We start from the raw sequence: 14,711 nt of genomic DNA on the forward strand, positions 1-14,711 counted from the left end.
GGATATACGATGGGGGATATAATCGGTCTTATCTCAGGTAAGGGCGGCGTAGGTAAAACGACAATAACCGCCTGTTTAGGGGCTGCGCTCAGCGAACAAGGCTATCGCGTTCTTCTTTGTGATGGCGATTTCGGCTTACGGGACCTAGATATTATATTGGGAAAAGAAGATGAAGTTTGTTTTGATGCGTATAATGCATTAGAAGATAAATCCATGGCTGATGATGTAGTCATAAAGGTACAAAGTAATCTATATTTTCTACCGGCTAGCCAAAGTGTGCGTTGGGAAGATATGGGGCGAAAAAAATATCGAAAACTTGTGAGCCATTTAGCAAAGTCTTATGATTATGTACTCGTTGATTGCCCAGCCGGTATTGGTCGAGGCCTAGAATCAATTGTAGAACTAGCACAACGTTTTTTAATCATTACACAACCACTATGGGTGTCTATCCGAAATGCAGCACGGGCTATTCAGTTCTGTCGTGAATATGGTCATAGAGACTATGCTGTCGTGTTTAATGCAGTTCGTACAGATCGAGATATGCCGAATATGTATGACATGCTCGAAGCGCTTGGCGCTGAATATGTAGGTTCCATTTTGCCTTATGATACACAGATTTTAGATGATACTCAGGATGGTGTACTCATTCAAGATATGCCAAATGCATATCGCCATATGTTAACCCCTATTGTGGACTATATAACATCTGGCGATGCGTGGGATGAGCAAGACATTATTGATCGCTTTCACGATGTAACTACTGTGAAAGCGGTAGAACCTACAGTGACTGCTACATTGGCACAGCCTGTAGATGTAGAATCAGAAATTAATAGTTCTTCTGTAACATATACCAATTCTTGGACCACTCGAAGTCGGCTCCTTTCCGGAAAGGAAAGTATGTGGCGACGTGTGCGTATAAAGTAGGTGTCATATGTTACAACGAATTTGGCGTGATTGTGATTGGACAATCATTATATGTACGATATTACTCGTTACTATGGGGGTCATTGCCATCGGCAGTGCTACCCATATTAATCAAACTGGACTTCACTTCTCTACACTGGTTGCTAAACAGTTGATTTTTTTCATAGTCAATGTAGCACTTGTTATTGGCATTCAATTTATGGATTATCATAAATTACGAGATTGGGCGAACGGCATATATATTTTGACGATTATATTGTTGCTCGCCGTAATCTTTGTAGGGACTTCAGCATTAGGTGCACAACGATGGATTCAATTGGGACCTATAACGATTCAACCGTCAGAGTTTTCAAAATTGCTCATGATTATCTGTATGGCAAAGATGCTAGAACCGCGATACGACAAGTTGAATACCTTTAAATCTCTATTTGTACCTGTACTCTATGTAGGAGTGCCTATTTTATTGGTGTTTATGCAACCGGACTTGGGTACATCCCTCGTTTACATCGCTATTTTTATTGGTATGCTCTTTGTTTCGGGCATACGATTGCGCTTGGTTCGTATCATCGCTACCGTAGGTGTTTTACTAATGCCGTTGGCTTGGTTTGTTTTAAAAGACTATCAAAAACAACGGATACTCGTATTTATGAACCCTGATATCGATCCATTTGGATCAGGCTATCATATTATCCAGTCTAAGATTGCCATAGGTTCAGGAACCATATTTGGAAAGGGATTGTTTAACGGGACGCAAAGTCAACTAAACTTTTTGCCAGAAAATCACACCGACTTTATTTTCTCTGTAATTGGCGAAGAGTTAGGTTTTATAGGTTGTATTTTTGTATTAATCCTTTTGTTTATGCTTATTTATCGGAGCATCAAGGTGGCCTACACATGTAATGACCATTTTGGCATGTTACTTGCTACGGGGATTGGATCCATGTTATGCTTCGAAGTATTGGTCAATGCAGGCATGACCATGGGGATTATGCCGGTTACGGGGATACCGTTGCCATTTATTAGCTATGGTGTTAGTGCATTGACAACGAATATGATTAGTATTGGTATTTTATTAAATATATCAATGCAACGTAAAAAATATATTTTTTAGTTATAATTCTGATTTTAGGAATAAGTTTGAAAGAAGTCTTTCATAAAAGACGGAGGATGTATGATTCAATTAGATACGTCGTGGTTACAACATGTCCAAAAACCGGCTCGTTATACGGGCGGTGAATACAACAGTATTGTGAAGGATCACGGTACTGTTGATGTAACTATGGCGCTAGGATTTCCCGATGTATATGAAGTGGCTATGAGCCATTTAGGCATCAAAATTCTATACGGTTTAGTCAATCGCCGTGAAGATGCAGTAGCTGAACGCGTATTTGCACCGTGGCACGATATGGAAGAGGAAATGCGAAAACGCAATATTCCTTTATTTTCCTTAGAAACACGTACGCCTATTAAGGACTTTGATGTACTTGCGTTCACATTGCAATACGAGATGAGTTTTACCAATATTCTAAATATGCTAGATTTAGCAGGTATTCCTATGTATGCAAAGGATCGGAATATGGATTTCCCATTGCTCGTATGCGGAGGCCCTTGTGCATATAATGTGGAACCGATTTCCGATTTCTTTGACATCGTATCCCTTGGTGAGTCTGAAGAATGGGGCGATGAATTTATCGATCTTTTGAAAGCTGAAAAAGCGAAGGGATTCCCTGGCGGCAAGGAAGCATTCTTGCGCAAGGTAGCTCAAATTCCAGGTACCTATTGTCCTGCATTATATGATGTGGAATATTCGGAACAAGGCGATTTTAAATCGATTACACCACGCTTTGAAGATGTACCAGCGACGATTCAAAAACGCATCATAGAGGATGTAGAACATGTGTTTTTCCCGACAAAACCGGTGGTGCCATTTTTAGATATCGTTCATGACCGTGCTGTTCTCGAATTATTTCGAGGCTGTACTCGTGGCTGTCGATTCTGTCAGGCCGGTATGCTCTACCGTCCAGTTCGCGAACGGACACCGGAACGATTGTTAGAAATTGCAAAAGAAACAATCGCTAATACTGGATATAATGAAATATCTTTGATGAGTTTAAGCTCTGCAGACTATTCTAAATTACCAGAACTCGTGGATATGCTCATGGAGGAGTTTAGGGATAAACAGGTTAGTGTTAGTTTACCATCATTGCGTATTGATAGTTTCTCTATCGATATTGCTAAAAAGGTGCAACAAGTGCGTAAAAGTGGTCTTACCTTCGCACCAGAGGCCGGCTCACAACGATTGCGCGATGTTATCAATAAAGGTGTTAGTGAAGAAGATTTGTTAGCAGCTTGTACGAATGCTTTCAAGTCCGGATGGCACACGGTAAAACTATACTTTATGATGGGCTTACCAACTGAAACGGATGAAGATTTAGCGGGAATTGCAAATCTTGCGTACAAGGTACTTGATTTACATCGTGAAATTACAGGTAAACGCAATGGTAGTGTGACCGTTAGTGTGTCCTTTTTTGTACCGAAAACACATTCTCCATATCAATGGTATGGTCAACAAGATGTAGAAGAGATTCACCGTAAGCAACAATATTTAAAATCTCTCATTAATAACCGCAATATTTCCTATCATTATCATGATGGTTATACCGGATATATGGAGGCCGTATTTGCTCGTGGTGACCGCAGATTATCTAAGGTATTGGTAGAGGCATGGAAATTAGGCTGTAAGTTCGATGGTTGGACTGAGTTTTTCAGCTATGAAACTTGGTTGAAAGCCTTTGAAAACTGTGGTGTTGATCCTGCGTATTATGCACGTCGCACCCGTGAGTTTGATGAACCATTGCCATGGGATCACTTAGATTGTACCGTTAGTAAAGCTTATTTAAAACGCGAATGGGATCAAGCTGTTGCTGAACAATTGACGCCTGATTGCCGTCGTGGCCCATGTAGAGGTTGTAATGTATGTCCTGAATTAGATACGGCTATTGTAGATTATAAGGAGGGTGGCAGAGTTGAAAAAATTACGTTTGGCCTTACATAAAGGCGAAGAATTACGATTCTTGTCGCATCTCGATTTCGCACAAGCTGTAGAGCGTATGATTCGCCGTGCACAGATTAAGATGGCCTATTCAGAAGGCTTTAATCCGCATATGAAAATCAGTTTTTCCTCCGCTTTGGCGTTAGGTTTAACGGCCGAAGCGGAATATATCGATATGGATGTGCTAGAGGATGATACTTTAGAGTCCATTATAGACCGATTAAATAAGGTAGCTCCTCGTGGCCTTGAGGTCCTTGGCGGAAAGATTATGCCTGATAAAGTGAAAAAAATGATGGCTATTTGTAACTTTGCTATTTATGAAGTAACGGGGCCTGTTACCGATGAAAATGTTGACTGGGATACATTGCTTACACCTTTTAATGATGCTACGGAAATCTCCTATGAAAAGGTTACACCTAAAAAGACACGTGTTATCGATGTAAAAGAATTCGTAAAAGAACCGATTACAGCATCTATGCACGATGGTATGGTGACATTAACGATGGGCATTGGTATCTATCCACAAGGTACAATAAAACCAAGTGAAGTTTGGAACTTAGGTAAAGATCAATATAATTGGCCCATAACCTCTGGTTACGAAATTCACCGTAAAGCGATTATGGTAGAAAATGAAGAAGGCCGTTTTACACCATTAGAAATTAATTACTAAGGTTATATAGATTAGATTTTGAATGTAATATATTTGAACCGAACGAAGGGAGGGATAGGATGCATAAGATTTTGGTCAATGTTATGCGCGAGGAAATCCGCATGGCCGTTATCGATGAAAATGAACAACTCGTTGATTTTGTGTTGGAGCGTACCGATGAGACTCATATGGCAAACCATATGTACAAGGGTACTGTTAAAAATGTATTGAATGGAATGCAAGCTGCCTTCGTCGATATTGGTGGGGCTCAGAACGCTTACTTAAACCTTCAGCAAGGTAAGGAACAAAAAATTTTACCTCGCCTATCTGTGGGACAACAAATTCTAGTTCAAGTGGTGAAAGAAGAAATGCTTGGCAAAGGTGCACGTGTTACCGCTGATGTAAGCTTAGCAGGGCGTTTTATGGTATTATTGCCATACTCTGAAGGTATGCATATTTCTAAGAAAATCACCGATGAAGCAGTACGTGCAAAACTACAAGAGTTGGCAGCCCCTTATGTGAAAGAAGGTTGCGGATTTATTATCCGCACGGCTGCAGCTAAGGCCAGTGCTGATGAAATCGCTCGCGATATGGATTACTTGTGGCGCACATGGCAACATGTGTTAAAACGTTTTAAGGTGGCTAAGAGCGGTACAGATCTCTACAGTGATGCGGACTTTTGGTTCCGCCTCGTGCGAGATTATGCGCATCGCAATGTAGAGGAAATTATCGTCGATTCTGACATGGGAGAATCTAGGCTTATGGATCTCTTAGGTCACGGACCAACATCGCAGCGCATTAAAGTTACACGCCATCGCGATAGTACACCTATCTTTAAAGCGAACCATATTGAACCTCAATTAGAAGATCTTATCTCTCGCGATATTAATCTACCTTCTGGAGGCTCTATCCGCATCGATCATACGGAAGCCCTTACCGTATTTGACGTAAACTCGGCTCATTATACGGGAAAATCTAATAAGCTAGAAGATTTAGCTTTTACAGTCAACAAAGAGGCGGCTAAGGAAATTTGTCGTCAATTGCGCTTGCGCGATATTGGCGGTATTATCGTCGTCGATTTCATCGATATGAAGGATAAAGAACATCAACAAGAGTTGTTAAAATTGTTAAGCGCACAGGCTAAACTAGATAAGATGAAAACCGTTGTCTGTGGTATTAGTTCGCTCGGTTTGGTGGAGATGACCAGGAAGCGTGCACGCCAGGGGTTACAAACATTGATGTTTGATACATGTCCACAATGTGGTGGTACTGGTTATATGTTGTCTGGCCGTACTGTGTATATGCAGATTGTGCGCCGCATTCGTGAATTATTTAAATCTGGACGTATTAAATCCAATCTAGAAATTGAAGTTCACCCAGAGGTGGCACAATATTTAACAAAATCTGTGCTCGATGATTTAGGGGCCTCTATTGGTCGCAGTATATCAATCGTAGTGAACCCTCAGATTAGCCGGGAAGGGTATTCCTTGATGGCCGTTGCAGAATAAGTAAGTTGTATGTTGATAGGTGAGTATCGTGTCTGTTTTCGAAATTGTATTAATTAGTATTGGCCTTGCCATGGATGCCTTTGGTGTCTCTATTGGCAAGGGGTTGACCATGCCAGTTGGAGAAAATGGTAGAAAAGTAACCTTAGCCTTTTTATTTGGTCTATTTCAGTTCCTTATGCCTGTTATTGGATGGCTCATTGGACGTCAGTTTATCGATGTTATCTCCGAGTGGGATCATTGGATTATATTCGGTCTTCTAGGGTATCTCGGGGTTGCTATGATTCGTGAAGGCCTTAGTGATGACGATGACGAAGATGATGATAAGCAATTTTTAGGGGCTTGGGAAATGATTATGCTCTCTATAGCAACGAGCCTTGATGCGATGGCTGTAGGGTTAACCTTTGCCTTTTTACCAATCAATATATGGGAAGCATCGACCATGATTGGTGTCATTACCTTTGTTATATCCTTAATCGGTGTATATTTAGGTAAATTCATGGGCCAATTCGTAGGAAAATATGCAGACATACTCGGTGGGGGCGTCCTAATTCTTATCGGGACTAAGATACTCTTGCAGCATCTTGGGATTATCGGATAATTTTAAAGGCTGTATATATATGAAAGTGTCAGAAACTGAGCGGATTCTACCGATTTGTGTTTGACATGAAGATGTAAATACGATATACTATATCAGTATTAGTTCGGTTTACTGAACTTTGCAATCCGCGTGAAGCAGGTTTAAACGCCCGACCGATGTTCGGGTCGGGATACCGAATTCAGCGAGTTCGATAACAAGGAGGTGTTCTCATGTACGCAATTATTAAAACTGGTGGTAAACAATATCGCGTTGCTGAAGGCGATGTAATTACTATCGAAAAATTGGAAGCAGCTGCTAACGATTCCGTAACATTTGAAGAAGTTTTGACTGTAGTGAATGACGGCGATGTTAAAGTTGGCGCTCCTCTTGTAAACGGTGCAAAAGTTACAGGTACAGTTCTTGAACATGGCAAAGGTAAAAAAGTTTTAGTATTCAAATACAAAGCTAAATCCAACTACCGTCGTCGTCAAGGCCATCGTCAACCGTTCACAAAAGTTCGTATTGAATCTATCCAAGCTTAATTATGGTTTCCATTGGAATCCAGCGGAATGAAGACGATCAAGTGATTGGTTGTCATATGTCCGGTCATGCAGGATATGATGAACATGGCTATGATATAGTGTGTGCAGCAGTATCTGTGCTGTCTGCTACGGCTATGTTAGGACTTACCAAAATTGCAGAGCAATGCGGTGAGTTTTCCAATAGCGAAGGCCAATGTGATATGGTCCTCTCTGGTGAAATAACCCAGAGTGGTCAGGATATATTAAATACTATGCTTCTCGGACTAGAAGAAATTAGTAAACAGTATCCAGAGTTTGTCCAAATACACGAAATATAGGAGGTGAACTTCATGTTTACTTTTGATTTGCAATTGTTCGCACATAAAAAAGGTGTGTCCAGTACTCGTAATGGTCGTGATAGTGAATCTAAACGTCTTGGTGTTAAATGCCATGATGGTTCCATCGTAAAGAGCGGTAACATCATCGTTCGTCAACGTGGTACTCACTTCCACCCTGGTACTAACGTAGGTATCGGTAAAGATGACACTTTATTCGCACTTGTGCCTGGTAAAGTAGCATTTGAACGTGCTGGTCGTTATAACCGTAAAGTTAGCGTATACCCTGTAGAAGCTTAATTTTACAAATATTAATCCCTAGTGGTTTACCCACTAGGGATTTTTTGTGTTATTGTTTAGGTGAATTATGGTTTATCGTATACAGTGCATGGGGAAAATGATTATTTGTTATAGTAAATTCCAATGCTTTTTAGTAGGAATAGTGGTATACTTAGTACAGTATCGGTGAAAGATTACTAAAATAGTAATGATATACTTTCACAGACCTAACTAGAGTGGCATGTCCACTGGAAAGATTTGAGGTAAGTACTATGTATGATGTAAAATCTTCTAAGGCGGAGGAATTTATTTCTCATCAAGAAATCCTTGATACTCTTGCCTATGCAGAGGAAAATAAAGAAAATCGTGAATTATTAGACCAAATTTTGGCTAAGGCGGCTACATTTAAAGGCTTAAATCACAGGGAAGCAGCAGTTCTCTTGGAATGCCCATTGCCTGAATACAAGGAAAAGTTATTTGCACTAGCTAAAGAAATTAAAAAAGCTATTTATGGTGATCGTATTGTATTATTTGCGCCGCTCTATTTGTCTAATTATTGTATCAATGGCTGTGTATATTGCCCATATCACTCTAAAAACCGCGACATTAAGCGTAAAAAATTGACACAAGAACAAATTAGAGAAGAAGTTATTGCTCTAGAAGCCATGGGCCATAAGCGCATCGTTATCGAATCTGGCGAAGACCCTCTTAATAACCCACTTGATTATATTTTGGAATCTATTAAAACGATTTATAGCATTAAAAATAAAAATGGTGAAATCCGTCGTGTTAATGTAAATATCGCTGCATGTTCCGTGGAAGACTATAAAAAATTACATGACGTGGGCATCGGCACCTATACATTGTTCCAAGAAACATATAATAAGGAAAATTACGAAGCTTTGCATCCAACAGGACCAAAGAGCGATTACGCATACCATACAGAAGCGATGGACCGAGCTATGGAAGGCGGCATTGATGATGTAGGTATTGGTGTATTGTATGGCCTAGAACATTATAAATATGACTTTGTAGGCCTTTTGATGCACGCAGAGCATTTAGAAGCCGTTCATGGTGTAGGTCCTCATACGATTTCTGTACCTCGTATTTGCCCTGCTGATGACATCGACGTAGATGATTTTAGCAATGCTGTACCGGATGATATCTTTGAAAAAATCGTGGCTCTTATCCGCGTTTCTACACCGTATACGGGCATGATTATGTCCACTCGTGAAAGTCAATCTATGCGTGAACGTGGTTTGGCATTAGGTATTTCCCAAATTAGCGGTGGCTCTCGTACCAGCGTAGGTGGCTATAAGGAAGAAGAAAAACCAGAAGATAATACGGCTCAATTTGACCGCAGTGATACGCGTACATTAGATCAAATTGTAGATTGGCTATTGGGACTCGGCTATGTACCTAGTTTCTGTACCGCTTGTTATCGCGCAGGCCGTACAGGCGACCGCTTTATGGCTCTTGCTAAATCAGGTCAAATTCATAACTGTTGCCAACCAAATGCGTTGATGACATTAAATGAATACATCATGGATTACGGTGATGAAAAGACTAAAAAACATGGTGCCAAGGTTATCGAAGACCAATTAGAAAATATTAAAAATGATTTGGTAAAAGATAAGGCAAAGGCATACATTGCACAAATGGAAGATGGGAAACGGGATTTCCGTTTTTAATTTGAATTTTTCTTACTAGTAATGCGAACATAATAGTATATAGAACTATAAAACAGCACTGTTTATTATGAGAATGATAATGAACAGTGCTGTTTTTTTGAGAAAAACAAATTAAATTTATAGATGTTAAATCGATAAATTCCTTTGTTTATAAGGGCATTTGTAGTATAATGAAAGAAAGTGATAATGATAATAGATTTATAAACAATGTTAATATTGATTATAAATTATTACATTATTCATCAACATTATTTTATGTACATGTCACCGAGGTTTGGATTATGAAGAAAAAACGTTGGCATATTATGCCAAGGGATATAGAAAAAGAAAATACATTGATCCGTGAACTCGGTGTAAATCCGATTGTAGCGAGATTGATGGTGAATCGGGATATAGATTGTGATGAAGGCCATCGATTTTTAGAGGGCACACTCAAGGATTTGCTAGATCCATTTTTATTAAAGGGTATGGAAACGGCGGTTGCACTAATCCTTGAAACCATAGAAGCAAAAAAATCTATAGTTGTGTATGGTGATTATGATGTGGATGGCATTACTGCTACATCTTTATTATATCGTTTTTTGGTTAAAATGGGGGCCTGTGTCAGCTATTATATACCAGAACGCCAAAGTGAAGGCTATGGATTGAATTTAGATGCCTTAGAGCATATCATCTCTGATGGTGCATCTTTAGTTATAACTGTAGACTGTGGTATCAGTTCCTATGATATTGTGGAGGCTGTTTGTGATCGTATCGATATCATTATTACAGATCATCATACGGCGCCACCGCAAATTCCACCGGCTCGCGCCGTTATTAACCATAAACAATCAGATTGTCCATACCCGGATAAAAACTTATCCGGCGTAGGTGTAGCGTTTAAATTATGTCAAGCCCTTTGGTTGCGTCAATGTGGTGAGTGGTATCTTGAAGATTTAGATATCGTTGCACTAGGGACTGTTGCTGATGTTGTTCCTCTAGTAGGGGAAAACCGCATTATCGTACAAGCAGGCCTTAAAAAGATGAACGAGTTGCCTAATTTGGGTATCGATAAGCTCATCGATGTGTCAGGTTTACATGGTAGAACCATTACTGCAGGGCATATTGGATTTACCTTGGCGCCTCGTTTAAATGCAGCTGGGCGCGTTACCCATGCAACACGTGCTGTTGAATTGCTTGTTACAGATGATGTAGATTTAGCGGAAGTGATTGCCCAAGAATTGCAAGAAACGAATATGGAACGCCAAGAAATAGAGCGGTCTATTCATGAAGAGGCGCGAGCGAATGTGGCCGTACAAGGACATCTTGCCGATTATGTAACCGTAGTGGCTGGAGAAAATTGGCATCCCGGTGTTATCGGTATCGTTGCATCGCGATTGGTAGAAGAGTTTTACAAGCCTACACTTGTTATCAGTATTGATAATGGCGTAGGGAAAGGCTCTTGCCGTAGTATAGAAGGTTTTAATATTTATAACGCATTAAAATCCTGTGAAGATATATTGATTCAATTTGGCGGTCATGCCGCAGCGGCTGGATTTAGTATTGATGCTAGCCGTATTGATGAATTGCGGTATCGTTTAACAGAGTATTGTAAGGCTCATGTTTCTCCTGATGAATATATTCCCGTCGTATCCATTGATGCCACATTGCCCGTTGATGATATCGATGTAGATATCGTAGATCGTGTGTCCGCCTTAGAACCGTATGGGATGGGCAATAGTACCCCTATATTTGGCGTTATGGATGCTAAGGTGCAGGACATTATGCTGATGGGGCAACTTAAAAATCACTGTAAGGTGATTTTAGCTACCGCCAATGGTAGCATTGATGCTATCGCTTGGAATCGCCCTGATTTGTTTAGACATATTTTTCAAGGCATGAATGTGAAAGTTGCCTTTACACTTCAAAAAAATGAATGGCAAGGTTTTGTATCTCCACAACTCATGATTCAAGATATAGAGCCTGTTGTAGAAGAGCCAGTTCAATTGAGTGCTGAAGGGTTACGTGAAATATATACAATTGTACGCCTAGCATTAAAAGGCGGTGCTAATTCTTTATATCATGTGGAACAAGAAATTTTGCGACGCAAACCAGAAAATCAGAATGGAACGTCCGCATTGATGGCCCTTGATGTGTTTAAAGAATTAGGTATTATAAGTGAAGAAACAAATGATAATGGACAAGCGATGATCCGTTGGAATGTAATCAACGGTAAGCTTGATTTGACTACATCCGTTACATTTATAACATATAGTCAGCAGGAGGTGATACAATGATGACCATAAATGAAGAAGGTAAAGCCTTGGTGGAACAAAAGGGCTTTAACAAAGAAGAGGCTTTAAAAGAGTTTATGGATTATGTGCATTCCTATCTAAGCGATGATGAATGCGACCAAATCATGAAGGCGTTCACCCTTGCAGACAAAGCTCATGAAGGTCAATTTAGAGCCTCTGGTGAACCGTATATTATGCATCCTCTTGCAGTAGCTGAAATTTTGGCGCATTTGCAAATCGATCACATTACATTGATGGCAGCATTGCTCCATGATGTGGTAGAAGATACGGAATATACGAAGGAAGACATTGAAAAATTATTTGGCTCAGAAGTGGCGTTCCTCGTGGATGGGGTAACAAAATTAAATCAGTTCCAATACGAGACCAAAGAAGACAGACAAATGGAAAATTATCGCAAGATGATTTTGGCCATGGCGAAAGATGTGCGCGTTGTCGTTATTAAACTGGGTGACCGTTTACATAATATGCGTACCTTAAAACATATGCGTAGCGATAAGCAAAAACGCATTGCCAAGGAAACATTGGAAATTTTTGCTCCTTTAGCACATCGTCTTGGTATTTTCAATGTGAAATGGGAACTAGAAGATTTGTCGTTCCGGTACTTGGAACCAGATAAGTATTATGATCTCGTGGACCAAATGAAACAAAAACGTCAAGCCCGTGAAGATATCGTTAACGATACGATGGCGCAGTTGACAAAGGCTCTTGGTGAAGCGGGCATTAAAGCGGATATTAAGGGGCGACCAAAACATTTCTATAGCATTTATAAGAAAATGAAAAAGGATAATCGCGACTTGTCTCAAATCTATGATTTGTTAGCTGTTCGCGTTATCGTCGATACCGTTCCGGATTGTTATGCAGTTCTCGGCATCGCACATAGTTTGTGGAAACCGTTGCCATATCGTTTTAAGGATTATATTTCCATGCCGAAATCCAATATGTACCAATCATTGCATACGACGGTTATCGGTACCATGGGGCAACCTGTAGAAATTCAAATCCGTACATGGGAAATGCATCGCGTTTCAGAATATGGCGTAGCGGCTCATTGGCGTTACAAAGAAGGCAATAAAAATGGCGATAAAGATTTTGACCAAAAGGTTGCTTGGCTTCGTCAAGTACTCGAATGGCAGGATACGTCGAATCCAAAGGAACTCGTTAATGCCTTAAAATTAGATGTATTCTCCGGTGAGGTATTTGTATTTACACCTAAGGGTGATGTGGTTAAATTGCCAATTGGTTCTGTACCACTTGATTTTGCTTATCGCGTTCATACCGATGTAGGTCATCGGTGCGTGGGGGCGAAGGTAAATGGAAAAATCGTTCCTCTCGATTACACCTTGCAAAATGGGGATATCGTAGATATTATTACGTCTAAAACGGGTAAACCAAGCCTGGATTGGCTCAATATTGTAGGTTCTTCTGAAAGTAAGAATAAGATCCGCAATTGGTTTAAACGAGAAAATAAAGAAGAAAATATTGAAAAAGGTCTTGAAGCTCTTGAGCGTGAAGCCAAACGCCTCAACTACAGTTGGAAAGAACTTTGCAGTGACAATCGCATTCAACAAGTTGTAAAACAGTTGAAGTCCAATACTGAAAATGAACTATATGCCGCTTGTGGCTATGGTGGCATACCGGTAAGTACAGTTCTATTGCGATTGGTTGAACTATACAAAAAATCAAAAGAGCATGAAGAGTCCCGAAAAACAACGGAACAAATTATTGAAAAATTAAAGGTGCAAGGGGCTAAAAAGGCTAAGAACGGAACCGGTGTCCTCGTAAAGGGCGAGCCGGGCGTGATGGTTCGTATGGCTAAATGCTGTAATCCTGTACCGGGTGATGATATTATCGGCTATATTACAAGAGGTCGCGGTGTATCCGTACATCGCTCCGATTGTACGAGCCTCGGTCATACACCAGAAGATTTAGAACGCATGATTGAAGTTTCGTGGGACGAATCCTCTAGCGAATCCTTCCATGTAGGTATCGATATTCAAGCCTATGATAGATCGGGAATCCTCATGGAGGTAATGGCGGTGCTTTCAGAATTGAAAATCACCATTACCAATATGAATGCAAAGGTTTTAGAAAATACGAAAAATGTAATAATCAACATTGTCGTTGAAATTCGAGATATATCGCAACTTGATTTTGTTATGACTAAATTGCGCCGTATCCGTGAAGTGTATACGGTACAACGTAGTAAAGGAGGTGCATAATGGATACATCAAACTTAGTCCTCATGCGCATGCCGTTGGGGCCGCTTGGAACAAATTGTTATGTGATAGGCGATAAGGAACAAGGGGAAGCGTTTATTATCGATCCGGCTACAACAGAGGTGCTGGAGGCCTTGAAAAAACATAATTTAAAGCCCAAAGCAGTTCTATTAACACATGGTCATGGGGATCACATCGGTGGCGTACAAGGCATTGTAGATGCTTATGATGTGCCTATCTATATGCATCATGATGATGTGAAATATTTAAGTGATCCTGAATTGAATCTCAGCAATTATAGTAATCCTACACCGATTATCGTGAAAGGGCATATTATTGAGGTTCATGAAGGTGATCACATCACCTGCGGTGCTGTTGACTTGACCGTATATGAAACACCAGGTCACACGCCTGGTGGCGTATGCTACTATATGCCAGGTCTAGTATTTGTGGGGGACACTTTATTTAATCAATCTGTAGGGCGCACCGATTTTGTAGAAGGTGATTATGATGCCCTTATCAACGCGATTAAAACAAAGTTATATACATTGCCAGACAATACGATGGTATATCCTGGACATGGTCCAGAAACGCAAATAGGTTATGAAAAACAATATAATCCATTCGTGGGTGCTTAATATATTTATTTAGTAAAGGGGATAGTA

The 14,711-nt window shown here is 40.2% G+C and carries 13 protein-coding genes; all 13 read left to right on the forward strand.

Going from position 1 to position 14,711, the window contains the following annotated elements; translation table 11 throughout:
- Window positions 1–9 precede the first annotated feature (9 nt).
- Complete coding sequence (locus O3617_RS05035) at window positions 10–924, forward strand: P-loop NTPase (protein ID WP_371449006.1); 915 nt, start codon at window positions 10–12, stop codon at window positions 922–924.
- Between the two features lie 7 nt (window positions 925–931).
- The gene (gene rodA / locus O3617_RS05040; RefSeq protein ID WP_371449008.1) at window positions 932–2,035 is read left to right on the forward strand and encodes a rod shape-determining protein RodA; all 1,104 of its coding nucleotides are present in this window, start codon (window positions 932–934) and stop codon (window positions 2,033–2,035) included.
- Between the two features lie 60 nt (window positions 2,036–2,095).
- Window positions 2,096–3,979, forward strand: a complete 1,884-nt coding sequence (locus O3617_RS05045) for a TIGR03960 family B12-binding radical SAM protein (RefSeq protein ID WP_371449009.1) — start codon at window positions 2,096–2,098, stop codon at window positions 3,977–3,979.
- Window positions 3,951–4,646 (forward strand): TIGR03936 family radical SAM-associated protein, encoded by a 696-nt coding sequence (locus O3617_RS05050; RefSeq protein WP_371449011.1) that lies wholly within the window; start codon window positions 3,951–3,953, stop codon window positions 4,644–4,646. Before O3617_RS05045 ends, O3617_RS05050 begins: the two co-directional genes overlap by 29 nt.
- A 59-nt stretch (window positions 4,647–4,705) precedes the next feature.
- Window positions 4,706–6,133, forward strand: a complete 1,428-nt coding sequence (locus O3617_RS05055; protein WP_323725221.1) for an Rne/Rng family ribonuclease — start codon at window positions 4,706–4,708, stop codon at window positions 6,131–6,133.
- 28 nt (window positions 6,134–6,161) lie between these two features.
- Complete coding sequence (locus O3617_RS05060) at window positions 6,162–6,731, forward strand: manganese efflux pump MntP family protein (RefSeq protein ID WP_371449013.1); 570 nt, start codon at window positions 6,162–6,164, stop codon at window positions 6,729–6,731.
- 209 nt (window positions 6,732–6,940) lie between these two features.
- Window positions 6,941–7,252, forward strand: coding sequence for a 50S ribosomal protein L21 (rplU, locus tag O3617_RS05065; protein WP_005377353.1), 312 nt, complete (start codon window positions 6,941–6,943; stop codon window positions 7,250–7,252).
- Between the two features lie 2 nt (window positions 7,253–7,254).
- On the forward strand, window positions 7,255–7,569 hold the full coding sequence (locus O3617_RS05070) for a ribosomal-processing cysteine protease Prp (protein WP_371449014.1): 315 nt from the start codon (window positions 7,255–7,257) through the stop codon (window positions 7,567–7,569).
- A gap of 12 nt (window positions 7,570–7,581) precedes the next feature.
- The gene (gene rpmA / locus O3617_RS05075) at window positions 7,582–7,866 is read left to right on the forward strand and encodes a 50S ribosomal protein L27 (protein WP_004696430.1); all 285 of its coding nucleotides are present in this window, start codon (window positions 7,582–7,584) and stop codon (window positions 7,864–7,866) included.
- 251 nt (window positions 7,867–8,117) lie between these two features.
- Window positions 8,118–9,536 carry a [FeFe] hydrogenase H-cluster radical SAM maturase HydG gene (gene hydG, locus O3617_RS05080; RefSeq protein ID WP_371449016.1) on the forward strand — a complete coding sequence of 473 codons (1,419 nt, stop codon included), beginning with the start codon at window positions 8,118–8,120 and terminating at the stop codon, window positions 9,534–9,536.
- A 281-nt stretch (window positions 9,537–9,817) separates the two neighbouring features.
- On the forward strand, window positions 9,818–11,812 hold the full coding sequence (recJ, locus tag O3617_RS05085) for a single-stranded-DNA-specific exonuclease RecJ (RefSeq protein ID WP_371449017.1): 1,995 nt from the start codon (window positions 9,818–9,820) through the stop codon (window positions 11,810–11,812).
- Window positions 11,809–14,049, forward strand: coding sequence for a bifunctional (p)ppGpp synthetase/guanosine-3',5'-bis(diphosphate) 3'-pyrophosphohydrolase (locus tag O3617_RS05090; RefSeq protein WP_371449019.1), 2,241 nt, complete (start codon window positions 11,809–11,811; stop codon window positions 14,047–14,049). The genes recJ and O3617_RS05090 overlap by 4 nt, the downstream gene beginning before the upstream one ends.
- A complete protein-coding gene (locus O3617_RS05095) occupies window positions 14,049–14,684 on the forward strand; it encodes an MBL fold metallo-hydrolase (protein WP_371449021.1) in 636 nt (211 codons plus the stop codon). The genes O3617_RS05090 and O3617_RS05095 overlap by 1 nt, the downstream gene beginning before the upstream one ends.
- Window positions 14,685–14,711: the final 27 nt, after the last annotated feature.

Origin of the sequence: Veillonella sp. 27098_8_77 (assembly GCF_041431535.1) — a bacterium.
GTDB lineage: Bacteria > Bacillota > Negativicutes > Veillonellales > Veillonellaceae > Veillonella.

What these genes read in the sequence shown, in the direction of transcription:
- rpmA (WP_004696430.1), top strand. Translation starts at nt 7,582, where the DNA reads ATGTTTACTTTTGATTTGCAATTGTTCGCACATAAAAAAGGTGTGTCC.
- hydG (WP_371449016.1), top strand. Translation starts at nt 8,118, where the DNA reads ATGTATGATGTAAAATCTTCTAAGGCGGAGGAATTTATTTCTCATCAA.
- recJ (WP_371449017.1), top strand. Translation starts at nt 9,818, where the DNA reads ATGAAGAAAAAACGTTGGCATATTATGCCAAGGGATATAGAAAAAGAA.
- rplU (WP_005377353.1), top strand. Translation starts at nt 6,941, where the DNA reads ATGTACGCAATTATTAAAACTGGTGGTAAACAATATCGCGTTGCTGAA.
- O3617_RS05035 (WP_371449006.1), top strand. Translation starts at nt 10, where the DNA reads ATGGGGGATATAATCGGTCTTATCTCAGGTAAGGGCGGCGTAGGTAAA.
- rodA (WP_371449008.1), top strand. Translation starts at nt 932, where the DNA reads ATGTTACAACGAATTTGGCGTGATTGTGATTGGACAATCATTATATGT.
- O3617_RS05095 (WP_371449021.1), top strand. Translation starts at nt 14,049, where the DNA reads ATGGATACATCAAACTTAGTCCTCATGCGCATGCCGTTGGGGCCGCTT.
- O3617_RS05055 (WP_323725221.1), top strand. Translation starts at nt 4,706, where the DNA reads ATGCATAAGATTTTGGTCAATGTTATGCGCGAGGAAATCCGCATGGCC.
- O3617_RS05045 (WP_371449009.1), top strand. Translation starts at nt 2,096, where the DNA reads ATGATTCAATTAGATACGTCGTGGTTACAACATGTCCAAAAACCGGCT.
- O3617_RS05070 (WP_371449014.1), top strand. Translation starts at nt 7,255, where the DNA reads ATGGTTTCCATTGGAATCCAGCGGAATGAAGACGATCAAGTGATTGGT.
- O3617_RS05090 (WP_371449019.1), top strand. Translation starts at nt 11,809, where the DNA reads ATGATGACCATAAATGAAGAAGGTAAAGCCTTGGTGGAACAAAAGGGC.